The organism is Pandoraea sputorum (genome assembly GCF_000814845.2).
Classification (GTDB): Bacteria; Pseudomonadota; Gammaproteobacteria; order Burkholderiales; family Burkholderiaceae; genus Pandoraea; species Pandoraea sputorum.
This window is the reverse complement of the sequence record NZ_CP010431.2, coordinates 4,558,860-4,580,850: the sequence shown is the minus strand read 5'-3', so window position 1 is coordinate 4,580,850 and position 21,991 is coordinate 4,558,860. Positions and strand designations below refer to the sequence as shown.

Genomic DNA, 21,991 nt, shown 5'->3' with positions numbered 1-21,991 from the left:
CATTTTGTGCGATGCACAACGGAATTGCACCGATGTAGTGCAGGTCAGTGCAAATTCCGAAATGATCCGATGGGCGGGGCGCGCTGTGCCGTGCCGCGATGAAGCGCGTGGCGTCACGAGAATGGCTGACGGCGCGCGTCAGCGATGATAGCGGAACGTTAGTCGCGGCGGTGTAACGAAAACCGCCCGGACGGCATTGCGCCAGTCCGGGCGGCGTGGCCGGGCAGGGTGCCCCGGCTGATCTGCATTCGGTACGTCAGATGCGCTATAGGCGTCAGACGCGGCCCAGCATCAGGAACTCCATAAGCGCCTTCTGCACGTGCAGACGGTTCTCAGCTTCGTCCCAGACAACGCTTTGCGCACCGTCAATGACATCCGCCGAGACTTCTTCGCCACGATGGGCGGGCAGGCAGTGCATGAAGAGGGCATCGGACTTTGCGCGCTGCATCAGGTCGGCGTTCACGCACCATTGAGCGAACGCGGCCTTGCGTGCCTCGTTTTCCGCTTCGTAACCCATGCTCGTCCATACGTCCGTCGACACGAGGTCGGCCCCTTCGCAAGCGGCGCGCGGATCGTCGAACTCACGCACGAACGGGCGGCTCGATTCGGCCACCATCGCCTGATCGAGGCGGTAGCCCGGCGGCGTCGAGATATTGAACTGGAAGCCGAAGATCTCGGCGGCCTGAATCCACGTGTAGGACATGTTGTTGGCGTCGCCGATCCACGTGACCGTCTTGCCCTTGATCGGGCCGCGATGCTCGTAATACGTGAAGATGTCCGCCAGCACCTGACACGGGTGGTATTCGTTGGTCAGGCCGTTGATGACCGGAACACGCGAATGCTGGGCGAAGCGCTCGATGATCTCCTGACCGAACGTGCGGATCATGATGATGTCGGTCATGCGCGAGATCACCTGGGCGGCGTCTTCGATCGGCTCGCCGCGACCGAGCTGCGTATCGCGGGTGTTCAGAAACACGGCGTGACCGCCCAGCTGGTGAATACCGGCCTCGAACGACAGACGCGTGCGGGTCGAGCTCTTCTCGAAGATCATCGCCAGCGTGCGGTCGTGCAGCGGATGGTAAGTCTCGTAGTTTTTGAATTTCTTCTTGAGGATGCGGGTGCGCTCGAGCACGTAGTCATACTCGTCGAGCGTCAGATCCGAAAACTGAAGGTAATGCTTGATGGGTTTGGCGGTGGTCATTTGGATGTTCTGCTGGAGGCCGATCCCGCGTGCGTTCACCGCGGATTTGCTGGGAACTCGAACGCGTTCGGCACGACGAACAAGCCTTGAGGCCTGTCCCCCCGGTCAGGCCCGTGAAGGTGCTCTACCGGTACTGGCTTTAGGGCGGACAGCCCGTAGTCTACCAAATCGTTTTGTCGTCACACGAAAAGCGTATGATCAAGCCCGCTGCTGCACAGCCAAAAACGGCTGGCAAGACCGAAAAAAACATCCGCAGCAATGGTGGGGGGACAGGTTCCAGTCTTATATAAGATATAATACTGACTCTGTCGGCCACGCTACCCGCGTACGGCTGTCCAGGTGTTTTTTGAGGTGATTGAGCGATATGACCGACCAGGTTTCCGCGCGCGAGTATTTCATTCAGGGGCTGACTCTGGATGGCAAGAAGTTTCGTCCGAGTGACTGGGCGGAGCGTCTGTGCGGCGCCGTGTCGTTCTGCGGCCGAAGCAATTCTGGCCCGAACGCATACATGCAGTACTCCCCCTACGTGCGTCCGACGATGGTGGGTGACGTCAAGTGCGTCGTTGTCGATGAGCGACTGCGCGATATCGAGCCGCGAATGTTCGATTTCGTGATGAGTTTTGCGCGTGACAACGGGCTGCAAATGACGGAAGCCTGCTTCGTTCCCGACGTCAAATAAATCCCCCTTGGCCGTTGTCGGCCAGACGTGAGTGCCGGGCCTTTGGCCCTACTCACCGTCGCTTCGTCACATCTCCGCTGTTCCGGTACGTTCCCTTCCCGGTTGTCTTCTGTTTGTCGCGTGTGGTGCTCGATGCGCTCGGCAGTGTTGCGTGTTTTGTATCGCGTAACGGGGGGCTGATAAGCGCAGAATAGAAAAAAGCCCGCATAAAGCGGGCTTTTTAGTGTTCCGACCGTAGTCGGAACCGGCAAGCAACTTGTAGTGCTTTGCAGCTAAGCTGTTTTATCGCTGACCAACGTCTAGCGTCGGTCTAGCTGATATCTAGCTTAGGCAGCAGCCGACATCGCCTTGATGGCGGCCGACAGGCGGCTCTTTTGACGAGCAGCGGTGTTCTTGTGAACGATCTTCTTGTCAGCGATGATGTCGATCGTCTTTGCCGAAGTGCGCAGCACTTCCTTGGCAGCGGCTTGATCGCCAGCGGCGATAGCCTTGCGAACAGCCTTCACAGCCGTGCGCAGACGCGAACGCAGCGCCGAGTTGTGGGCGTTGATCTTAACGGTTTGACGCGCGCGCTTGCGTGCTTGTGCGGTATTTGCCATGTTCTGTGAATTCCTTGAATTGCTCCGCCTGATGCGGCTTCTATGCAGTTTGGCTCGGCTCCCTGGGAGACACGGTGGCCAGGAAGCAATCCATTGACTTCGAAACCGACGATTATAGCCGAAGCCCAACGGAAATTGCAACTTCTTTGCTGCAATGCTGTGCGTATAATACGCGCAACATGAATTTGCTCAAAGCTCTCGCTACGGTCAGCGGTTTTACGATGCTTTCGCGCATCACCGGACTGATTCGTGAAATTCTTATCGCGCGCATGTTTGGCGCCGGTCCCATGACCGACGCCTACAACGTGGCGTTCCGCATTCCCAATCTGCTGCGCCGCCTGTCCGCTGAAGGGGCGTTTTCGCAGGCATTCGTCCCAATTCTGGCCGAATTCAAATCGCAACGTAGCGAAGAAGAGACGAAAACGCTCGTCGATTCCGTGACGACGGTGCTTTTCTGGGTGCTCCTGTCCATCACGATTGCCGGGGTACTCGGCGCGTCAGGCGTGGTCTACGCCGTGGCAACGGGTCTGTCGCGCGAAAACGGCACGTTCGACGCCGCCGTCTTCATGACGCGCGTGATGTTCCCCTATATCACCCTGATCTCGATCACGACGCTCGCTGCGGGCGTGCTCAATACGTGGCGTCAGTTCTCGATGCCCGCGTTTGCGCCGGTGCTGCTCAACGTCAGCTCGATCGTGGCGTCGCTTTGGGTGGCGCCGCATCTGGAGACCCCCGTCTACGCACTCGCGTATGCCGTGATCGTGGGCGGCGTGCTGCAACTGGTCATCCAGCTCCCCGCACTCGCTCGCATCGGCATGTTGCCCCGCATTACGATCAATATTGTGGCGGCGCTTCGCAACGCGGGCGTCAAGCGGGTGCTCGCGAAGATGGTGCCAGCCACGCTCGCCGTGTCGGTCGCTCAGGTCAGCCTGATCATCAATACGAACATTGCCTCGCGACTGGCGCAGGGCAGCGTGTCGTGGCTGGCGTACGCCGACCGTCTGATGGAGTTTCCGACGGCGCTGCTGGGCGTAGCGCTGGGCACGATTCTGTTGCCGAGCCTGGCACGCGCGCATGCCGATGACGATCCCGCCGAGTATTCCGCATTGCTGGACTGGGGGCTGCGTCTGACCTTCTTGCTGGCAATGCCCAGCGCCGTTGGCCTGTTCGTCTACGCCGAGCCGCTCACCGCGACCCTGTATCAGTACGGACGCTTCGATGCGACCGACGTCGTGATGACGGCGCACGCGCTCACCGCCTACGGCGTCGGCCTCGTCGGTCTGATCCTCATCAAGATTCTCGCGCCGGGCTTCTACGCCAAGCAGGACATCAAGACGCCGGTGAAGATTGCCATCGTGGTACTGATTGCCACGCAGCTCTCGAACGTACTTTTCGTGCGTTGGTTCGCCCATGCAGGGTTGTCGCTGTCGATCGGCGTTGGCGCATGCATGAACGCCGCGCTGCTTTTCGCGGGACTCTATAAGCGTGGCATTTACCGGCCAGCGGCGGGGTGGCGTCTGTTCTTCGTCCAGCTTCTGGCGGCGTGTCTGATCCTGGCGGGCGTGCTGCTGTGGTTCACGCAGAGTTTCGACTGGGTCGCCCTGGGGGCACGTCCGCTGGCGCGCATTGCCTTGCTCGGTGCGAGTCTGGTGCTATGCGCCGTGGTGTATTTCGGGGCATTATTCCTCATGGGTTTCAACTTCTCGTTCTTCCGTCGACGCACCCGTTCGTGATCCACTGACGGGCCGGTCGCGGCGGAACTCACGGATACCGCATGGCGAATCGAATTCTGGAGTATTTTGCTGCGCTGGTTGCGTCCGACGACGGCCTGCCGTTGACCGAAGCGGCCATCGCCATCGCGCAGGACGTCTATCCCGATCTCGACGTGCAGGACACGCTCACCCAGATCGATGCGCTGGCCGCACGTCTGGCCAAGCGTCTGCCGCCGGACGCCGGGCCGTTGCAAAAGCTGCAACTGCTCGATCACTTCTTCTTCCGCGAACTCGGTTTCACCGTCAATCAGAACGACTATTACGATCCGGATAACAGCCACCTGCATGTGGTGCTGGATCGACGTCGCGGCATTCCGATTTCGCTCGCTGTGCTGTGCATGGAGATCGGTCATCAGATCGGGCTGCCGTTGCGCGGTCTCTCGTTCCCGGGGCACTTCTTGCTGCGTCTCGCGGTCCCCGCAGGCGACGTTGTCATCGACCCCATTTCGGGCAATTCTCTTTCGCCGCAACGCCTGCTCGAAATGGTCGAGCCGTATCTGAAGCACTATCGCGACGAAAGCGCCGAGCCGATTCAGGAACTGGCATTGTGGGCGTTGCTGCACCCGTTCCTGGAGCCAGCGACGCCGCGCGAAATTCTGGCGCGCATGCTTCGCAATCTGCGGGCCATCTATACCCAGAACGAGCGGTGGGAGCGGTTGCTGGCGGTGCAGGAGCGTATGGTGCTCGTGCTACCCGACCAGCCTATCGAGAAGCGTGATCGCGGGCTGGCGTATGCGCGTCTGGGTCTGGTTCGTCCGGCGCAGGACGATCTGGAGTGGTATCTGGGCAAGCGTCCCGAAGCGGATGACGCCGATGCGATTCGTCAGGTGCTCGACGACCTGAGTCGCCGTCCGGGCAGCCACGGGTAAGTTTCGCCCCACAGCGTCAGCCACAAAAAAACGCCAGCCGCATTCACCGGCTGGCGTTTTGACATCGGGCGTCGCCCTGTGCGCGGCGTGGACCCACTACACCGACTACACCGATTACACCGACTGCATCGACAGCTCCTGCACTTCGCGCTTGAGCCCCGACTTGTACCCGAAATGGAAGAACACTTCGGCCATGAGGAACATCGGGGCGATAAAAATCTGGAAGATGTTATCGAGCAGGGCGGGCTTGCGGCCTTCGTAATGGTGGCCGATCAGTTGCACGATCCAGCCGCCGACGAACAGCACGCCGAAGACGGCCAGCGCCCACGGCCATGGCAGCTTCGCCAGATGTTGCGTGAGCGCCAGCAACACGGCGAAGAACGCCGTCATGGCAAGGGCGAGCGGAACATCGAGCAGGAAGTAGTACATCAGCAGGACCAGCACGATCACATGCGTCGCGTTCAGGCCGCTGGGGCCAAGTGGCACCCACGAGAACGCCTGCATCACCGCGAGGATGATCATGGGAACGCCGAAGAAATGCGTGAGACGATTCTTGGGACTGCGGTGATAGCGCTGATAGAACGACATCTGTTGCGCCAGTGATTTCATGCCAGCCTCCTGCCTCGGGGGACGACGGGGGAACATCTGAGCACCGGCTGGAGCATGAAAGCCGGTGTCTTGAGCCGACCGCACTCTGCGTCCGGCATTCCATTGTAGTCATAGTCCGAACGACTTTTTGGTGCGCTGCGACAAAGTGCCCGTAGCGCGCCGTTCGCACCATTGCCTGCGTGTTGTCGGCCGCTGACGCGCTATTTCGGCTGCATGCGAATCGCGCCGTCCAGGCGAATCACTTCGCCGTTCAGCATCGGGTTGCGCACGATCTGTTCGACCAGCATCGCGTATTCGGCAGGTCGGCCGAGTCGTGGCGGAAACGGCACCATCTGTCCGAGAGACGCCTGCACTTCGGCGGGCATGGCGAGCATCATCGGCGTTTCGAAAATGCCCGGCGCGATGGTCATCACGCGAATGCCGCTGCGCGAGAGATCCCGCGCGACCGGCAGCGTCAGGCTTGCCACGCCGCCTTTCGATGCCGCGTAGGCGGCCTGTCCCATCTGACCATCGTAAGCGGCAACCGACGCCGTATTGACGATCACGCCGCGCTCGCCTTCGCCGTTCGGCTCTTCCTGACTCATAGCGGTAGCCGCGAGCCGAATCATGTTGAAGGTGCCGATCAGATTGATCTGGATGACGCGCGAAAAGGCGTCGAGCGGATGGGGGCCATCGCGCCCGACCGTCTTGCTGCCGATGGCGATGCCCGCGCAATTGACGAGCCCGCGCAACGTGCCAAGTGCCTGCGCGGCTGCCACAGCGGCCTTGCCGTCGTCTTCCCGGGTGACGTCGCATTTCACGAACTTGCCCCCGAGCTTCTCGGCGAGCGCTTCGCCTTCGTCGACATTCACATCGGCGAGTACGACTTTCGCACCAAGCCCTGCAAGCCAGCGCGCCGCTGCCGCGCCGAGCCCTGAGGCGCCACCGGTGATCAGAAACACATTGCCCTGAATTTCCATGCGTCATCCTCCATTGGCAAAAAAGGCGGCGCAGTCTGAACTGGCCGCCTTCTTCTGTGGCGTTACTGACGGGGCATAACCCCTTGCCGGACCGCGCGCGTTGCGAACAACACGGAATCGCGGGGCGGCATCGACCGATGGACCCGGTCGCCTTACTTCAGTGCGTCGAACGCGCGCTCGCGGATTTCATCCACGCTGCCCTGGCCCGAGATCTTGCGGTACTGCGGTGCGTCGACGATCGCACCGGGGCTGCCGTGCTTGGCCCAGTCCGAATAGTAGGCGACCAGCGGCTTGGTCTGCGACTCATACACTGCGAGGCGCTTCTTGACCGTTTCTTCCTTGTCGTCGTCACGCTGGACGAGCGGCTCGCCGGTCACGTCGTCGACGCCTTCGACCTTCGGCGGATTGAACTTGACGTGGTACGTGCGGCCCGATGCCGGGTGCGTACGACGACCGCTCATGCGGGTGATGATTTCCTCGAACGGCACGTCGATTTCGAGGACGAAGTCGATGGCGACGCCGGCTTCCTTCATGGCTTCCGCTTGCGCGATGGTGCGCGGGAAACCGTCGAACAGATAACCGTTCTTGCAATCGTCGGCTGTCAGACGTTCCTTGACCATGCCGATGATGACGCCGTCCGGCACCAGATCGCCTGCATCCATGAAGCGCTTGGCTTCAAGGCCGAGTTGCGTGCCTTCCTTGATCGCGGCGCGCAGCATGTCGCCGGTCGAGATTTGCGGGATGCCGAATTTTTCTTTGATGAAAGTGGCTTGGGTGCCTTTGCCGGCCCCGGGTGCCCCCAACAAAATCAGACGCATCGATGACTCCTGAAAGTTTGTGATTTGTGAATGCTGTGCGTGCGGCAGGCAGGTGCGTCTCCGGTGCTCTGCGGCGGTTGCGGGTCCTGTGACCGGCAAACCGCGCTACGCGCAGACATCGCGCCCGGCAGTGCGCGACGCGCGCGACCGGGGGGTCTGCTCGCGAGAATCAGAGCGATTATGCCACGTCATGCCCGCCCGTCGGCGTTTTGCAGACGGCCCGGTGTCGCGTCGGTGCGATTTCCGGGACGCGTGTCGACGTCAGTTTTTCAGCAATGCGCGTACGCGTTCGAGGTCTTCTGCCGTGTCGACGCCCGGCAGCGGCGCGTCGTCCGTCACGAGTACGGCAATACGCTCGCCATGCCAGAGCGCACGCAACTGCTCCAGCGATTCAGCCGTCTCGATGGGGGCTTGCGGCAAGCTCGGGTAGCTGCGCAAGAACTTGGCGCGATAGGCGTACAGGCCGATGTGACGAAAGACCGACGTCGTGGCGGCGGGCAACGTTGCGACGCTCGTGAGTCCGGCGGACCAAGCGTCACGCGACCACGGAATCGGCGCACGTGAGAAATAGAGCGCGCGGCCATGTGCATCGAGCACGACCTTGACGACGTTCGGCGAGAAGATCTCCGCGTTGTCGGTAATCGGATGCGCGGCGGTAGACAGCGCGCATTCGGGGTGTTCGGCCAGATGGGCCGCGACGGCGTGCACCAGACGCGGATCGATCAGCGGCTCGTCGCCCTGCACGTTGACGACGATGGTGTCGTCCGGCCAGCCCTGCGCCACAGCGACCTCGGCCAGACGGTCTGTGCCCGTCGGGTGGTCCGCACGCGTGAGCACCACGTCGAAACCGTGGGCAGATACCGCATCGACGACGCTCTGTGCGTCGGTCGCCACGACGACCTGACGCGCGCCCGATTCGCGCGCACGTTCGGCAACGCGCACGACCATCGGCTTGCCGCCGATATCGGCGAGCGGCTTATTGGGCAGACGCGTCGACGCAAGGCGTGCGGGCACCACGGCGACAAAGTCGGTGGCGGCGGCAGCGACGCCCTGGGTGCCGGGGCGCAACGTCATTTCGCTCACGATGCGGACTTGTCGTCGTTCATCGGAACGGGCGTGCCTTCGACGGACTGACGCGCTTCGTCGGCCAGCATGACGGGAATGCCGTCACGAATCGGATAAGCGAGCTTGTCTGCATGGCAAATCAGCTCCTGGGCCTTTTTATCCAGCTCCAGCGGGCCCTTGCACAACGGGCAGACGAGAATCTCAAACAGTCGGTTGTCCACGCAATTTCTCCACTACCAGTGATACGAGGCGCGCATCGAGCGCTGCCTCGGCAGGTACGGCCCACACACGCGGGTCGGACCAGGTGACGCATTTTACTGCATCCTTTTCGGTGATCAGGATGGCGTCCGCAGCCACGCCGTCGAACGGATTAGTCGCAAAGTCGTAATGATCGGGCAGCGCCAGCGTCTCGATCTGCAACCCCGCTGCGCGCAATGCCGCGAAGAACCGCTCCGGTGCACCGATGCCGGCGGCTGCCAGCACGCGCTTGCCCGCAAAGTGAGACAGCGCGCGGGTGAGCGACGGCTGGCTCACGCACCACGCGTCGCCCAACGTCAACGTCAGGCGCCACGTATGAGGCCAGTCCGGCAGCGTTCGGCCATACGGATCGTTAATGAGGTTCACGTCGCGTTGCCGCGACAACGGTTCGCGCAGCGGCCCCGCTGGCAGCAGAAAGCCGTTGCCACCGAGCCGATGATCGAAGACAGCGATTTCGATGTCGCGTGCGAGGGCGTAATGCTGAAGACCATCGTCGCAGACGATGACGTCGCATTCGGGATGCGCCGCCAGTAAGGCCTGACCGCCTTCCACGCGCGACGGCCAGACCCACACGGGCGCGCCGGTCCGTTTCGCGATCAGCAGTGGTTCGTCACCTACGGCTTCCGGGCGTGCCGTCTGCGCGACTTCCGTCGGCCGGGTCAGTTTTGCCCCGTAACCTCGCGAAAGCACGCCGGGCCTGTAACCGTGTTCACGCAACGCGCCGACCAGTGCGATGACGGTCGGCGTTTTGCCGGTACCGCCTACCGTCAGATTGCCGACCACGACGACCGGGACTGGAAGTCGTGTCGACGTTTTCCAGCCGCGGCGAAAGCCGATGCGCCGCCACGCCGCGATGCCGCCGAAGATCCATGAGAATGGCCACAGTAGCCAGGCGACGAGCCCCCGGCGTTGCCACTGGGCCGTGACCCAATGGACCAGTGAGCCAGACAGGCGAGGTACGAGGGCGCGTGCGCGTGCACCCTTCGTGGAGTCCGTCTGTCGCGACGTTTGTCGTGTCATCGGGACGGTTGCGCAGTTGCGCCGTGCGCCGTCGTCGAACGGGCGGCGAAGGTCAGACGCGACAATCCGGCCTCTCGCGCGGCCTCCATCACATTGATGACGGACTGATGCGCGCTCTTCGCGTCGGCGTTGATGATGATTACCGGTGGCTCCGCGCCGGTATTGGCGGGACCGGCGGCCTGACGCAGCGCGGCCGTCAGACTGGCAACGTCGCGTTGTGCCAGCGCATGCCGGTCGATCGCGTAGCTGCCGTCGGCACCTACCGAAACGACAATCTGACGCGGCGGCACGACCGCTTTTTCCGCATCCGCCGTGGGCAGATTGACCTTGAGCGCGGTGTAGCGCGTGTAGGTCGTCGTGACCATCAGAAAAATCAGGATGACGAGCAGCACATCAATGAGCGGGATCAGATTGATCTCCGGTTCATCGCGCGTGGAGAGACCTCGACGGAAATTCATCGCATGTCTCTCGAATCAGTGCCGCGGCAGCGTGGCATCGAGAAAATGGACCGCCTGCGTTTCGAGTTCGACGAGGAAGGCGTCGACGCGGGTGCGGTAGTACCGATAGAAGATCATCGCCGGAATCGCGATCATCAGCCCGAAGCCGGTGTTGTAGAGCGCAACGGAGATGCCGTGCGCCAGTTGAGCCGGATCGGTGCCCGTTGCGTCCTGCGCACCGAAGATTTCGATCATGCCGATCACCGTGCCGAACAGACCCATGAGCGGGGCGACCGAGGCAATGGTGCCCAGCGCGGGCAGAAAGCGCTCCAGTTCATGGGCGACGGCACGTCCCGTTTCTTCCAGCGCCTCTTTTGCGCCCTCGCGCGGGCCCTGCGGATTGTGGGCGACGTAACGCACGCCGGTCGCGAGCACTCGACCCAGCATGGAGCCGCGCGCCAGTGCTTCGGTGGCGTCTTGCTTGGCAGCGCCACGGCGCGCGAGCGTAATCGCGTTTTCGAGTACGCCGGTCGGCAGCACGCGTGCGCGGCGAAGCGACAGGGCGCGCTCGACGATCAGGGCGAGGGCAATGACGGAAGCGATGAGAAGTGGCCAGATGGGCCAGCCGGCGGCCTGGATGACGGCGAACAAAGAGACCTCTTGCTTGTTGCGGGGGATGGGCAAACGAGTCCGAACTGTAGCGTGCAGGGGGGGGATGGGCAAGCACCGTTTTCCACACCGGACGAGCACAAGGATGTGGACAACCTTTGGATACTCTCAGCAACTCTTTGACGCGGTGGAACTTTTTAGTTCGTGATGAAAAAATGGGCAATGAGCTGTTTCAGAAATGAACACCTCCGCAAGTTCACAAATCCCAAGATTTCCTCGTCAGCCTGTGGATAACTATGTGTACATGTCGGCCTCTGAAGATATATCTTGTCGTGTGTCACGCAAACATGCCTTTTTACGCCGGGGAAGCCCCCCGCAAAGCCCGATAAATCAAGGGTTTGCGCCCGGTGCGTAGGAATTGTCGGGCATCCGGGCGAGAAAACCCTTAAATTAGCGGGCCTGTGGACAGTTTTTCGTCAGCGCACACGCATGAACCTATCTTTCGACGACGCCAGGCCCACCGGTGGTGCGGATCGCGTACTCAGTGTTTCGGATTTGAACAAGGCCGTTGCCGGCGTGCTGGAGCGGAGTTTCCCGTTGGCGTGGGTCAGCGGCGAGATTTCCAACTTCACGCGTGCCGCTAGTGGCCATTGGTATTTCTCGATCAAGGACGCACAGGCGCAAATGCGCTGTGTGATGTTCCGCGGTCGCGCGCAGCATGCGGATTTCTCACCGAAGGAGGGCGATCGCGTCGAGGTGCGTGCCTTGCTCTCCATGTATGTGCCGCGCGGCGAGGTGCAACTCAACGTCGAAGCGATCCGGCGCGCGGGGCAGGGCAATCTCTATGAGGCGTTCCTGCGGCTGAAGGAAAAACTCGCCGCTGCCGGGTTGTTCGACGCCGGGCGCAAGCGTGAATTGCCGCGTTATGCCCGTCGCGTGGGCGTCGTCACGTCGTTGCAGGCGGCCGCGCTGCGTGACGTGCTGACAACGCTTGCACGTCGCGCCCCGCACGTGAGCGTCGTCATTTATCCCGCGCCCGTACAGGGGGCGGACGCCGCCACAAAGCTCGCAGCGGCGCTCGATACGGCCAATGCGCGCCGCGAAGTCGACACCCTGCTGTTGTGCCGGGGCGGCGGTTCCATCGAGGATCTTTGGGCGTTCAACGAAGAAGTGCTGGCGCACGCTATCGCGCGCAGCGAACTGCCGGTGGTCTCCGGCGTCGGGCACGAAACCGATTTCACGATTGCCGACTTTGTGGCGGACGTGCGTGCGCCCACGCCCACGGCGGCGGCCGAACTGATCTCGGCGGCGCGCGACGAGTGCCTGCGCGAGGTTGATCGGGAGCGCCAGCGCCTGAGTCGTGCAATGCGTCGCACGCTCGAGCAGCGCGCCCAGCAACTCGACAGCCTGTCGCGTGCGATGGTCTCGCCGCGCGAGCGCCTGGCGCGCCAGCGCGGGGAACTGGCGCATCTGGCCGATCGTATGCGCCACGCCCTCGAGCGCCCGCTGGCCCAGCGTCGCAGCCGATTCGAGATGTTGCGTCTGCGCCATGCGCGGGCTGTGCCGGATGTCGCGTCGCAACATGAGCGTGTGGCATTGCTCGAACAACGTCTTCAGACGGCCATGTCGCGCCGTGCCGAGCGCTCGACGCAACGCCTGGCCGACGCCACTGCGCAACTTGAGCTGCTCAATCCGCGCCGCACCTTGCAACGCGGATATGCCGCAGTCCTCGATGCGAAGGGCCTGCCGTTGCGGGACCCTCGAAAACTCCAGCGGGGTCAGCAAGTGACCATGCATCTTGCAGACGGGGCGGCCGACGTGGGCATTGGTGATGTCCAGGTCAGGCTAGACGATACTTTTTAGTTGGCGCGGTTCTGCAAAGCTGGCCAATCGCAGGCATCGTGCGTCGATTAGCCGGGATCGGCAAACAATCGTCACATTGATAAGTCACAGTGCGGCAAACCAAGTACCCGTTGGGTTTGCGGGGTTTTCGCATCTGCCCTAGAATCGATGGCTCCGGATAACGCAAAATCGGGTTCCCCTCAGAGCACAAAGGACAATTGCCATGGAACACAAGCTCCCTGAACTGCCGTACGCCATCGATGCACTGGCGCCGACCATCTCCAAGGAAACGATGGAGTATCACTACGGCAAGCACCACCAAGCCTATGTGACCAACTTGAACAACCTGATCAAGGGCACCGAATTCGAAAACGCCAGCCTCGAAGACATCATCAAGAAGTCGTCGGGCGGCGTGTTCAACAACGCAGCGCAGGTGTGGAACCACACCTTCTTCTGGAACACGCTGTCGCCGAACGGCGGCGGTGCGCCGACCGGCGATCTGGCCAAGGCCATCGACGCCAAGTTCGGCTCGTTCGACGCATTCAAGGAAACGTTCTCGAAGTCGGCCGTGGGCAACTTCGGCTCGGGCTGGACGTGGCTCGTGAAGAAGGCCGACGGTTCGGTCGACATCGTGAACACCAGCAACGCTGCCACGCCGCTGACCGGCGCCGACAAGCCGCTGATCACGATCGACGTGTGGGAACACGCCTACTACATCGACTACCGCAATGCCCGTCCGAAGTTCGTCGAGGCATTCTGGAACCTCGTCAACTGGGAATTCGCCGCGAAGAACTTCGCGTAATCGACGTTCCCGGAATTTGCCGGCCGACACAGAGTCGACTTCAGTGAGCCTTCGCTGAAGGGCACGTCAGACGCCCAACCCGAGCGTCTGGCGTCGCCGGCAAACCTCAACTCGCTATCTGCAACATCAAAGCATGACTTCGGCGGATCCGCCGCAGGTTGCCGTCGTTTCACTCCGCAGTCTCTCGCCGATTCAAGACGCCACAGGTGTCTCACGTAGCTGACGCGCCACATCGTTCGCTGTGCGATGCTGTGCCGGTGAGTGTCGTCTCCTCGTCGTAACTCCCCCGCTTGCCCTGCCGATGCGCGGACCTTCGGACGTCACGCGAGATATCCCCCTTCGTTTTCAACGGTCGCCGGATTACACGTTTTTGCGCGGCGCTTGATCGACGTCAACATTCGTACGCGGGCACCTCGTTAGAGTGAACCCTTCAATCCGAATGGACAACGTATGCCAGACCCTGCGCCATCGCGCGAGGCCGCCACGGCCATTGCGCATTTCGCGATCGCCACCCGATGTGCCGACGCGTTTCAAGACACACCGCCCCGTTTCTGGCTCGCCGATCCGCATCTGATGCGCAGCCTGCCCCCCGCCGCCTGGACGCTCTTTCGTCTGGCCGAACACAAACGTGGCGGGACGGCCACACACATGTGGCGCGTCGGCGCGCTGACATGGCGATTCGCTCAGGCGCTAGGGATGTCCGCCGTCAAGGCGCAGGCGTTGGGGTTGGCGGCGGCGCTGCATGACACCGGCAAGCTTTGCATTCCGAATTCGATTCTGGAGAAGCCGGGCAGGCTGTCGCCCGACGAGATGTCGGCGATGCGTATGCATCCGCAATTGGGGGCCGAGATGCTCAATGCCATCGGCGGTGCCGCATGCGAGTTGGCGGCCACGGTGGCGTGCACGCATCACGAACGTTACGACGGCACCGGCTATCCCTACGGCCTTTCGGGCAACCGCATTCCGTTGGCCGGACGCATTGTGGCGCTGGTCGATGTTTTCGATGCACTCGCCAGTCATCGTCCGTATCGTGCGGCGTTAAGTCCTGCGCAGATCGTTAGTGCGATGCTCGCCGAGCGTGGACGTCACTTCGATCCGTGGTTGCTGGACCGATTCCTCGAGCAATCGCTCGACGCGGCGCTGGAAATATCGAGCGGCGCGCGATAGCGACTACCGGCGCGCCGCATGAAGTATTCGCATGGAAGTGGTCAGCGCGGCAGGTTGGAGATCTTCGAACCTGCTTTGATGTTCTTCTTCGCAAACCAGCCCTTGTTCATCTCGAGCGCGTATCGCACAGCAGCACGCGGGCAATGGTTGTCTTCCGTCTGCGGTTCCATGTCTTCGATGTTTACGATCGTGCCGTCGTCCGCAAGAAATGCGATGGACAGCGGCAGATCGGTGTTCTTCATCCAGAAGCAATGCCCCGCGCTTTGCTCGAACACGAAGAGCATGCCCGCATTGTCGGCCATGGCTTTGCGATACATCAGGCCTTGTTCGCGGTCTTTCTCGTTCGCAGCGACTTCGGCCTTGATGAGATACATGCCCGCCGAGAGTTGCACGGTCGGGAATTCCCCGGGCTGCTTGATTTGTGCGACGGCGCTGGCCGGGGCGAGCGCCATGACGGCGGCGATGCTGGTGAACGTGGCGCTGGCGGCGAGCGCGGCCAGTTGACGCGAAATCCGGATCACAAAAGACTCCTGAGAAGATCGGGGGGACGTCAAGAATACGGTCGGACGACAGTCGAAATTCCGCAGCAAATTCGTCGGGAATCCGGCGAATTTGCCTCAAGCGGATAGCGGCTCATTGTATCTGCCGGACGAAAAAAAAGCAGGTTGCAAGAGCAACCTGCTTGTTACCGTCCGTTGCGCAGGCGTGCTGCGCGACGCGGTACTTACTTGCTTGCAGCGGCCGGAGCTTCGGCAGCAGCAGCCTTCTTCGACGACTTCTTGGCGTGCTTCTTGTGGGTCGACGACTTCTTCTTGGCAGCCGGCTTGCTAGCAGCAGCCGGAGCAGCCGTGTCGGCAGCAGCCGGAGCAGCAGCTTGGGCGAACACGCCCGTTGCGAACAGGCCAGCGACCAGGGCAGCGATCAGTTTTTTCATGAGATTCCTCGTTGGAGCTCGATGTTTGGATGGTGTACTCGTTGACCCGCGAAGTGAGTCATCTCCTTTAACGTCCCGTCGGGACATTGGTTGACAACCCACTCGCGGATTTTTTCGACGACAAGTATTACGGCTTGTTACCGACCGGCGGTTGGCTCATCGGCTTCTTCGCGTGCTTCTTGTGGTGATGCTTCTTGTGCTTGGTGGTCTTCTTCGCCGGCGTGGCATGGTCAGCCGCCGGAGCCGCCGTAGCAGGCGCTGCTGCTGCGGGCGCCGCCGGAGCGACAGGCGCCGTCGCAGGCGCCGATTGTTGGGCCATCGCGGCACCGGACACGATCAGGCCGGCGGTCAGTGCGAGCAGCAGTTTGTTCATGACTTGGTTTCCTCGTTTCGGTAAGTGGTGCGTATGTTGCGCACCTGTTCCCTCAACGAGAAGAACGACGGCTGCGTTGACCGGAAAGTGTAAGTATTTGTTGCGGCAGTTCGCACCACTGACCGGGCGCGAGGTTTAACGAAAAGACGTCGACCGGACCGATGGCCACGCGCACGAGCCGAAGTGTCGGTTTTCCGACGGCCGCCGTCATGCGTCGGACCTGACGATTCTTGCCTTCGACGAGTTTGATTTCGAGCCAGTGCGTTGGAATGCTGGCGCGGTAGCGGATCGGCGGATTGCGCGCCCAGAGGTGCCCGGGCTCGGGGATTTCACGCGCCTCGCACGGCAGCGTGACGAAGTCGCCCAGATCGAGGCCGCCACGAAGGCGAGCCACGGCCGCTTCGTCGTACGCACCTTCGACCTGCGCCCAATAGGTCTTGGGCAGCTTTCGCTCGGGCTCTGCGATACGTGCCTGCAAGCGGCCGTCGTCGGTGAGCAGCAGTAAGCCTTCGCTGTCGGCGTCGAGACGGCCCGCCGGATAGACGTCCGGGAGATTGATGCACTCGGCGAGCGTCGGGCGCGTCGGATGCGGCGAAAACTGGCAGATCGTACCGAAGGGCTTATTGAGAGCGAGAAGTGTCATACCGGGTGATGGCGAGGGTGATGCCTGAGGAAGCTGGTCAGCGGCGACATGTTAATGCATAATCGAAAACGCTACTCTTATGTCTTATATAAGACTTGATTTGTGTCACACGCATTTCGGAGCGCTATGACTAAAATAAGGCAGCGCTGCGTAGGGGCGCTCACGTATCGACCACAATGCAGTTCGTGGTGCGTACGTACCGGCCGCTCATGCTGTCCGACGCAAGCCATCTGATGCACGCATTCCGATCCATCCAATTGGAGCACCACCATGTCGTATCAGCACATCAAGGTCCCGGCAGGCGAGAAGATCACCGTCAACAAGGATTTCTCCCTGAACGTGCCGGACAATCCGATCATCCCGTACATCGAAGGTGACGGCACCGGCGTGGACATTACGCCTGTGATGCTCAAGGTCGTCGACGCAGCGGTGGAAAAGGCTTATGGCGGCAAGCGCAAGATCAGTTGGATGGAGATCTACGCGGGCGAGAAGTCGACACGCATCTATGGTCCGGACGTGTGGCTGCCCGACGAAACGCTCCAGGTCGTGAAGGACTACGTCGTGTCGATCAAGGGACCGTTGACAACGCCGGTGGGTGGCGGCATTCGCTCGCTCAATGTGGCGCTGCGCCAGCAACTCGATCTGTACGTATGTTTGCGTCCGGTGCAGTACTTCAAGGGCGTGCCGTCGCCAGTGCGTCAGCCGGAGAAGATCAACATGGTGATCTTCCGCGAGAACTCGGAAGACATCTATGCGGGCATCGAGTGGGAAGCCGAATCGGCGGGCGCGAAGAAGTTGATCGCGTTCTTGCAGAACGAGATGGGCGTGAGCAAGATTCGCTTTCCGCAGACGTCGGGCATTGGTGTGAAGCCGGTGTCGCGCGAGGGCACCGAACGTCTGGTGCGCAAGGCGATTCAGTACGCGATCGACAATAACCGCGACACGGTGACGCTCGTGCACAAGGGCAACATCATGAAGTTCACTGAAGGCGCGTTCCGCGACTGGGGATACGAACTCGCGAAAAAGGAGTTTGCGGCGACGGAGATCGACGGTGGTCCGTGGTGCAAAGTGAAGAATCCGAAGACGGGCAAGGAGATCACCATCAAGGACTCGATTGCGGACGCTTTCCTGCAACAGATTCTGCTGCGTCCCGCTGAGTACGACGTGATTGCCACGTTGAACCTGAATGGCGATTACATTTCCGACGCACTCGCCGCACAGGTCGGTGGCATCGGTATCGCGCCGGGCGCGAACCTCTCCGATTCGGTTGCGATGTTCGAAGCGACGCACGGTACCGCGCCAAAGTATGCGGGCAAGGATTACGTGAATCCTGGCTCGGAGATTCTGTCGGCGGAAATGATGCTGCGTCATATGGGCTGGACGGAGGCTGCGGACCGCATCATCGCGTCGATGGAAAAATCGATTTTGTCGAAGAAGGTGACGTACGACTTTGCACGCTTGATGGAAGGCGCCACGCAGGTGTCGTGCTCCGGATTCGGCGAAGTGATGATCGAGAACATGTAACGACGCCATCGCGAGGGCGAGTCGCCCTGCAATGAATTCCGCAAACCCCGGCGCAGCGGTGCGCGTCAGGGGTTTTTTTACGGGATGAAGTCGGAGGCGGCGGCAGGATGGGAGCGTGGCTAGCCACTTCTTCTATCGCGGCAGGACCGGCCAACAAATTGGGCGTCCCACATTGCTCCGAGCGCATAACTCCCCGCGACGCACAAACTGATACGACTCGCGTTGACGAGTCCGTCGACGATGGTCGACGACATCACACAGATCAGCAGGAGCAATTGGGGGAAAAACGCGACGCCAAAAGCGAAGTCATGGGAAATCGCAATCGGTCTGCGAACGCCGTGTTGCCGAGTTCGCCACGTTTGCCACGCAACATAAGAAATGCCACTGATTGCGGCACCGCAATCAACCCAGTTGGCGTCGAACTTAATATCCAGCCACATATCGCCTCACCGTCGGCGGAAAATCCAGATCGCGGCGAGTGTCGCAGTCATGAGGCCGACGATGTCGCGTGGGTCGTAGGGAAGATCGGTACGGCCAACGGCGACGCCGGTCAGCGTGGCGCCAATCAGCGCAAAGTTCGCAATATGTTTGAGTTTCTTTCGGGTTTCGGAGGGGAGTCTGATCATCGGGATTTCTGGGCGAGCACAGGACAGGGGGCACGGAGGAAATTCTATTTCGGCCCAATACGTCGAGTGCAAGCGATTCGTTACAAATCGCCTGGCAAATCCGAATAATCCCGAAGTGGGTGACTGCATCACCGTATGACGATGCGCGTTGTGACGAGGTGGTCGCCTGTGTTGGGTGTGTGACTGCCAAATTCCCGGGGGAAGCCGACGCGCCATGTCACGACATCGGTGCCCGGCACGTTGCCCGCCTGATACCAGACGATCATGCCCGAGAACTTCATGTCCTCGCATCGCTGACCCTTCGGGACGACGTAACTGATCCACTCGGGCGCGACCTCGCCGAGCGTGGGACGTGAGTCGAGTTCGAAGGTCGGCGAGCCAAGGTCGCGGCACAGCACGCTGTGATTGGTCTGCTCCCAGATCATGACCTTCTGACCGACGGCAGCTTCCACCTCCAGCGTTGGCGGCGGAAAGGGGGAATTCGGTGGTTCGGCGTTCGCCGCACTCGCCCCAAGGGCACACGTCATCCACACGGCTTTCCACAGCCAGTGCAGACCGCGCCGCGTCGGTCGCATATGCCGAATGTGCGGAATGTGCGACGCACGCGACGTACCCAATGTACGCAATGCCCTGCCGGTGGTGTCCATCATGGATCTCCCACCCCCCGTGGCAGCCGGCGCAGGGGCGTTCTCCTCCCCGAAAACCGCGTCGGCAGACGCTTTCATTACAGTGCACGGACGGCGACAACGCAAGGTGCGGTCAATCCTAGGTCGCGTGCTACGCTTTTAACGTTGTCAAAGACAAGCAGCCAAGCATTGACCCGACGACGACGGGCACCGAAATCCGCACTATCTCTGGGAGGACGAAGATGAAGGTCAACCGCATTGTTGCGAATCTTGCCGCGCCGTCGCCACAGGCGCTGCAAGCGGCGCAGCGCTTTTACGGCGAACTGCTGGGACTAGATTTGCTGATGGACCACGGCTGGATTGCGACGTATGGCAATGCGTCGAAGATGTCCGTGCAGATGAGCGTCGCTACCGAAGGCGGCAACGGCACACCGGTGCCGGATCTGTCCATCGAAGTGGACGATGTCGACGAAGCGCTTGCACGTATGCGCGAAGCCGGCGTCGCCATCGAATACGGCCCCGCCGACGAACCGTGGGGCGTTCGGCGTTTCTACGTCCGCGATCCGCTCGGACGTCTGCTCAACATCCTCGCGCATCGCTAAATGGCGCTCGCATCACCGGGGACGCCGGACGCATAGCGCGTTGGCGTGGCTCACGGGGCCACCGCTTCACTTTGACTTTCCCGCCGTCGCAGTCCATCGCCAGTCGAAGCGTGCTGCGAGTTGTTGTGCTTCGAACGCCTGCGCCACGTGATCGACAAACACGCGCGTGCGCAGCGGCAGCAGCTTCTTGTTCGAGTAGTAGATGGATACGCCGCCGTACTCGTCGAACCATCCCGGCAGTAGCCGCTGAATGCGGCCATCGGCGAGCATCGGGGCGGCATGCGGCATGGGCAGGAGCGCCACGCCATAGCCCAGCGCAACGGCATGCGCCATCGCCTCGGGATCGTCGAAGATCATCCGCGTTCGGGCTTCGACGGTGACGCGCTCACCATCGACGTTGCGCAAGTCCCACGCGCGCAAGCGTCCCGACATGCCGGAGCGGCGGATCACTGCATCGAACGAGCTCAGCTCGGACGGGTGCGCCGGCGCCGCACGTCCCGCCATATAAGTGGCAGACGCACACATGACCGCATAGGTCGGCGCGAGACGTCGCGCGATGACCCCTGGCGTGAGTTCGATGCCACCGCCGATGGCTGCATCGAATCCCTCGCCGACAACGTCCACGCTGCGATTGTCGAAACGCCAGTCGGGCACGATGTCCGGATAGCGGGTGAGAAAGTCGCCGAGCATCGGGACGAGATACTCGCGCCCGAACGAGTGCGCCACGCTCACTTTCAGCGTTCCGGACGGTGCACTCTCGCGCTCGGCCGCACGCGAAAACGCGTCGGTCAGCGCCGCGAACGGGCTATCGACATCAAGCAGGAATCGTTCGCCGCCCGCTGTCAGCGTAAGACTGCGGGTGCTCCGATGGAACAGTCGCAGACCAAGCTGCGCTTCAAGGCGCGCTACGTTCTTGCTGACGGCGGCAGGCGTCATACCCAGTCGACGCGCGGCCGCCGAGAAACTTCCGGCGCGGGCGCTAAGCACGAACGATTCGATCAGATGCAGGGCGTCCATCTTTCACTTGTTCCATTGGGTTGAAAGTGATGATAGACATTATGGTCTAGTTTGAAGGTAATTCGAAGCCGATACTGCGTTCACTTCCTAACCCAGTGGAGCAACATCATGGCAACGAACTTTCAAGGCAAGGTGGCTTTCGTGACGGGCGGCTCGCGCGGTATCGGCGCGGCTGTCGTGCAGCGACTCGCCGACGACGGCGCTGCGGTCGCCTTTACGTATCACGGCTCGAAGGAAGCTGCCGAGGTGCTGGCAGCGCGCATTCAGGCCTCCGGCGGCCGGGCGATTGCCCTGCAAGCGGACGTCGCAAACCCCGAAGCGCTCACGCGTGCGGTGAACGAAGCGGCACGTCAACTCGGCAAGATCGACATTCTGGTGAACAATGCTGGTGTCTTCTCGATGGGCAACATCGCCGACCTGGCGCTCGACGAGTTCGATCGCATGCTTAACATCAACGTGCGTGCAGTGTTCGTCGCGTCGAAGGCAGCGCTCGCGCACATGGGCGACGGCGGCCGCATCATCAACATTGGCTCGTGCAACGCCGAACGTATTCCGTTCCCCGGTTTCGCGACGTATGCAATGAGCAAGTCGGCACTGGTCGGTCTCGTGAAGGGCATGGCGCGTGACCTCGGTCCGCGTGGAATTACCGTCAACAACGTACAACCGGGGCCGACCAACACCGACATGAACCCGGCTGCCGGTGAGCATGCCGGTGGCATGCACGACGTGATGGCGATCAAGCGTCATGCACACCCGGCAGAGATCGCAGCGATGGTGGCGTATGTCGCCAGCGAAGACGCCGGTTTCGTGACGGGCGCGAGCCTGACCATCGACGGCGGTTTCAACGCCTGAAGACTGGGTCACGCGGGGACATGCCAACTGGGAGACGTCGGATTTTCACGTCTCCCGTAGGCGCGTCGTGAGCGTAAGAAATGCAACT

General features: G+C 61.5%; 26 protein-coding genes. 9 read left to right on the top strand and 17 right to left on the bottom strand.

Annotated features, from left to right (window positions below):
* Nucleotides 1–274 precede the first annotated feature (274 nt).
* The gene (gene argF / locus NA29_RS20140; RefSeq protein WP_039404085.1) at nucleotides 275–1,201 is read right to left on the bottom strand and encodes an ornithine carbamoyltransferase; all 927 of its coding nucleotides are present in this window, start codon (nucleotides 1,199–1,201) and stop codon (nucleotides 275–277) included.
* 364 nt (nucleotides 1,202–1,565) lie between these two features.
* Here argF and NA29_RS20135 point away from each other — a divergent pair, with 364 nt between their 5' ends.
* Nucleotides 1,566–1,880, top strand: coding sequence for a DUF3579 domain-containing protein (locus tag NA29_RS20135; protein ID WP_039400937.1), 315 nt, complete (start codon nucleotides 1,566–1,568; stop codon nucleotides 1,878–1,880).
* Nucleotides 1,881–2,206: 326 nt separating this feature from the next.
* Here the strand turns inward: NA29_RS20135 and rpsT are convergent, their stop codons facing one another.
* Nucleotides 2,207–2,479 (bottom strand): 30S ribosomal protein S20, encoded by a 273-nt coding sequence (gene rpsT / locus NA29_RS20130; RefSeq protein ID WP_039367301.1) that lies wholly within the window; start codon nucleotides 2,477–2,479, stop codon nucleotides 2,207–2,209.
* 134 nt (nucleotides 2,480–2,613) lie between these two features.
* Between rpsT and murJ the strand changes: the two genes are divergently transcribed.
* Complete coding sequence (gene murJ / locus NA29_RS20125; RefSeq protein ID WP_442756988.1) at nucleotides 2,614–4,212, top strand: murein biosynthesis integral membrane protein MurJ; 1,599 nt, start codon at nucleotides 2,614–2,616, stop codon at nucleotides 4,210–4,212.
* A 41-nt stretch (nucleotides 4,213–4,253) separates the two neighbouring features.
* Entirely contained in the window at nucleotides 4,254–5,120 is an 867-nt protein-coding gene (locus tag NA29_RS20120) for a SirB1 family protein (protein WP_039400930.1), read from the top strand.
* A gap of 114 nt (nucleotides 5,121–5,234) precedes the next feature.
* On the opposite strand, the gene NA29_RS20115 is transcribed toward NA29_RS20120, so the two are convergent.
* From NA29_RS20115 to NA29_RS20080, 8 genes are all read right to left on the bottom strand, one after another.
* Nucleotides 5,235–5,729, bottom strand: a complete 495-nt coding sequence (locus NA29_RS20115) for an Mpo1 family 2-hydroxy fatty acid dioxygenase (RefSeq protein ID WP_039400927.1) — start codon at nucleotides 5,727–5,729, stop codon at nucleotides 5,235–5,237.
* Between the two features lie 200 nt (nucleotides 5,730–5,929).
* Complete coding sequence (locus NA29_RS20110; protein WP_039400924.1) at nucleotides 5,930–6,688, bottom strand: SDR family NAD(P)-dependent oxidoreductase; 759 nt, start codon at nucleotides 6,686–6,688, stop codon at nucleotides 5,930–5,932.
* A 152-nt stretch (nucleotides 6,689–6,840) separates the two neighbouring features.
* Nucleotides 6,841–7,506 (bottom strand): adenylate kinase, encoded by a 666-nt coding sequence (gene adk, locus NA29_RS20105; protein ID WP_039400923.1) that lies wholly within the window; start codon nucleotides 7,504–7,506, stop codon nucleotides 6,841–6,843.
* Nucleotides 7,507–7,767: 261 nt separating this feature from the next.
* Nucleotides 7,768–8,580 carry a 3-deoxy-manno-octulosonate cytidylyltransferase gene (gene kdsB, locus NA29_RS20100; protein WP_052253085.1) on the bottom strand — a complete coding sequence of 271 codons (813 nt, stop codon included), beginning with the start codon at nucleotides 8,578–8,580 and terminating at the stop codon, nucleotides 7,768–7,770.
* A gap of 5 nt (nucleotides 8,581–8,585) precedes the next feature.
* The gene (locus NA29_RS20095) at nucleotides 8,586–8,792 is read right to left on the bottom strand and encodes a Trm112 family protein (protein WP_039400921.1); all 207 of its coding nucleotides are present in this window, start codon (nucleotides 8,790–8,792) and stop codon (nucleotides 8,586–8,588) included.
* Nucleotides 8,773–9,849 (bottom strand): tetraacyldisaccharide 4'-kinase, encoded by a 1,077-nt coding sequence (lpxK, locus tag NA29_RS20090; RefSeq protein ID WP_084103967.1) that lies wholly within the window; start codon nucleotides 9,847–9,849, stop codon nucleotides 8,773–8,775. The genes NA29_RS20095 and lpxK overlap by 20 nt, the downstream gene beginning before the upstream one ends.
* Nucleotides 9,846–10,307, bottom strand: a complete 462-nt coding sequence (locus NA29_RS20085) for an ExbD/TolR family protein (protein WP_039400918.1) — start codon at nucleotides 10,305–10,307, stop codon at nucleotides 9,846–9,848. Before NA29_RS20085 ends, lpxK begins: the two co-directional genes overlap by 4 nt.
* Nucleotides 10,308–10,322: 15 nt before the next feature.
* On the bottom strand, nucleotides 10,323–10,937 hold the full coding sequence (locus tag NA29_RS20080; protein WP_039400916.1) for a MotA/TolQ/ExbB proton channel family protein: 615 nt from the start codon (nucleotides 10,935–10,937) through the stop codon (nucleotides 10,323–10,325).
* Between the two features lie 447 nt (nucleotides 10,938–11,384).
* On the opposite strand from NA29_RS20080, the gene xseA reads away from it, so the two are divergent.
* The 3 genes from xseA (at nucleotide 11,385) to NA29_RS20065 (ending at nucleotide 14,706) form a co-directional block, all read left to right on the top strand.
* On the top strand, nucleotides 11,385–12,758 hold the full coding sequence (gene xseA / locus NA29_RS20075) for an exodeoxyribonuclease VII large subunit (protein WP_039400914.1): 1,374 nt from the start codon (nucleotides 11,385–11,387) through the stop codon (nucleotides 12,756–12,758).
* Between the two features lie 202 nt (nucleotides 12,759–12,960).
* Nucleotides 12,961–13,539 carry a superoxide dismutase [Fe] gene (sodB, locus tag NA29_RS20070; RefSeq protein WP_039400911.1) on the top strand — a complete coding sequence of 193 codons (579 nt, stop codon included), beginning with the start codon at nucleotides 12,961–12,963 and terminating at the stop codon, nucleotides 13,537–13,539.
* A gap of 450 nt (nucleotides 13,540–13,989) precedes the next feature.
* On the top strand, nucleotides 13,990–14,706 hold the full coding sequence (locus NA29_RS20065; RefSeq protein ID WP_052253084.1) for an HD-GYP domain-containing protein: 717 nt from the start codon (nucleotides 13,990–13,992) through the stop codon (nucleotides 14,704–14,706).
* A gap of 41 nt (nucleotides 14,707–14,747) precedes the next feature.
* On the opposite strand, the gene NA29_RS20060 is transcribed toward NA29_RS20065, so the two are convergent.
* From NA29_RS20060 to NA29_RS20045, 4 genes are all read right to left on the bottom strand, one after another.
* Nucleotides 14,748–15,227, bottom strand: a complete 480-nt coding sequence (locus tag NA29_RS20060) for a DUF192 domain-containing protein (RefSeq protein ID WP_052253083.1) — start codon at nucleotides 15,225–15,227, stop codon at nucleotides 14,748–14,750.
* A 203-nt stretch (nucleotides 15,228–15,430) separates the two neighbouring features.
* Entirely contained in the window at nucleotides 15,431–15,640 is a 210-nt protein-coding gene (locus NA29_RS20055; RefSeq protein WP_039400908.1) for a hypothetical protein, read from the bottom strand.
* A 127-nt stretch (nucleotides 15,641–15,767) separates the two neighbouring features.
* Nucleotides 15,768–16,013 (bottom strand): hypothetical protein, encoded by a 246-nt coding sequence (locus NA29_RS20050; protein WP_039400907.1) that lies wholly within the window; start codon nucleotides 16,011–16,013, stop codon nucleotides 15,768–15,770.
* Nucleotides 16,014–16,065: 52 nt separating this feature from the next.
* On the bottom strand, nucleotides 16,066–16,656 hold the full coding sequence (locus NA29_RS20045) for a pseudouridine synthase (RefSeq protein WP_039400904.1): 591 nt from the start codon (nucleotides 16,654–16,656) through the stop codon (nucleotides 16,066–16,068).
* Nucleotides 16,657–16,926: 270 nt separating this feature from the next.
* Between NA29_RS20045 and icd the strand changes: the two genes are divergently transcribed.
* A complete protein-coding gene (gene icd, locus NA29_RS20040) occupies nucleotides 16,927–18,180 on the top strand; it encodes an NADP-dependent isocitrate dehydrogenase (protein ID WP_039400901.1) in 1,254 nt (417 codons plus the stop codon).
* Nucleotides 18,181–18,626: 446 nt separating this feature from the next.
* Here the strand turns inward: icd and NA29_RS20030 are convergent, their stop codons facing one another.
* Together NA29_RS20030 and NA29_RS20025 are read right to left on the bottom strand one after the other, a co-directional pair.
* Nucleotides 18,627–18,806, bottom strand: coding sequence for a hypothetical protein (locus tag NA29_RS20030; protein WP_039400896.1), 180 nt, complete (start codon nucleotides 18,804–18,806; stop codon nucleotides 18,627–18,629).
* A 128-nt stretch (nucleotides 18,807–18,934) separates the two neighbouring features.
* Nucleotides 18,935–19,456 carry a hypothetical protein gene (locus tag NA29_RS20025; protein WP_150777709.1) on the bottom strand — a complete coding sequence of 174 codons (522 nt, stop codon included), beginning with the start codon at nucleotides 19,454–19,456 and terminating at the stop codon, nucleotides 18,935–18,937.
* A 218-nt stretch (nucleotides 19,457–19,674) separates the two neighbouring features.
* Between NA29_RS20025 and NA29_RS20020 the strand changes: the two genes are divergently transcribed.
* A complete protein-coding gene (locus NA29_RS20020) occupies nucleotides 19,675–20,034 on the top strand; it encodes a VOC family protein (protein WP_039400891.1) in 360 nt (119 codons plus the stop codon).
* A 66-nt stretch (nucleotides 20,035–20,100) separates the two neighbouring features.
* Here the strand turns inward: NA29_RS20020 and NA29_RS20015 are convergent, their stop codons facing one another.
* On the bottom strand, nucleotides 20,101–21,051 hold the full coding sequence (locus NA29_RS20015; RefSeq protein WP_039400888.1) for a LysR family transcriptional regulator: 951 nt from the start codon (nucleotides 21,049–21,051) through the stop codon (nucleotides 20,101–20,103).
* A 108-nt stretch (nucleotides 21,052–21,159) separates the two neighbouring features.
* Here NA29_RS20015 and NA29_RS20010 point away from each other — a divergent pair, with 108 nt between their 5' ends.
* Nucleotides 21,160–21,903 (top strand): SDR family oxidoreductase, encoded by a 744-nt coding sequence (locus NA29_RS20010; RefSeq protein WP_039400885.1) that lies wholly within the window; start codon nucleotides 21,160–21,162, stop codon nucleotides 21,901–21,903.
* The last annotated feature ends 88 nt before the right edge of the window (nucleotides 21,904–21,991 follow it).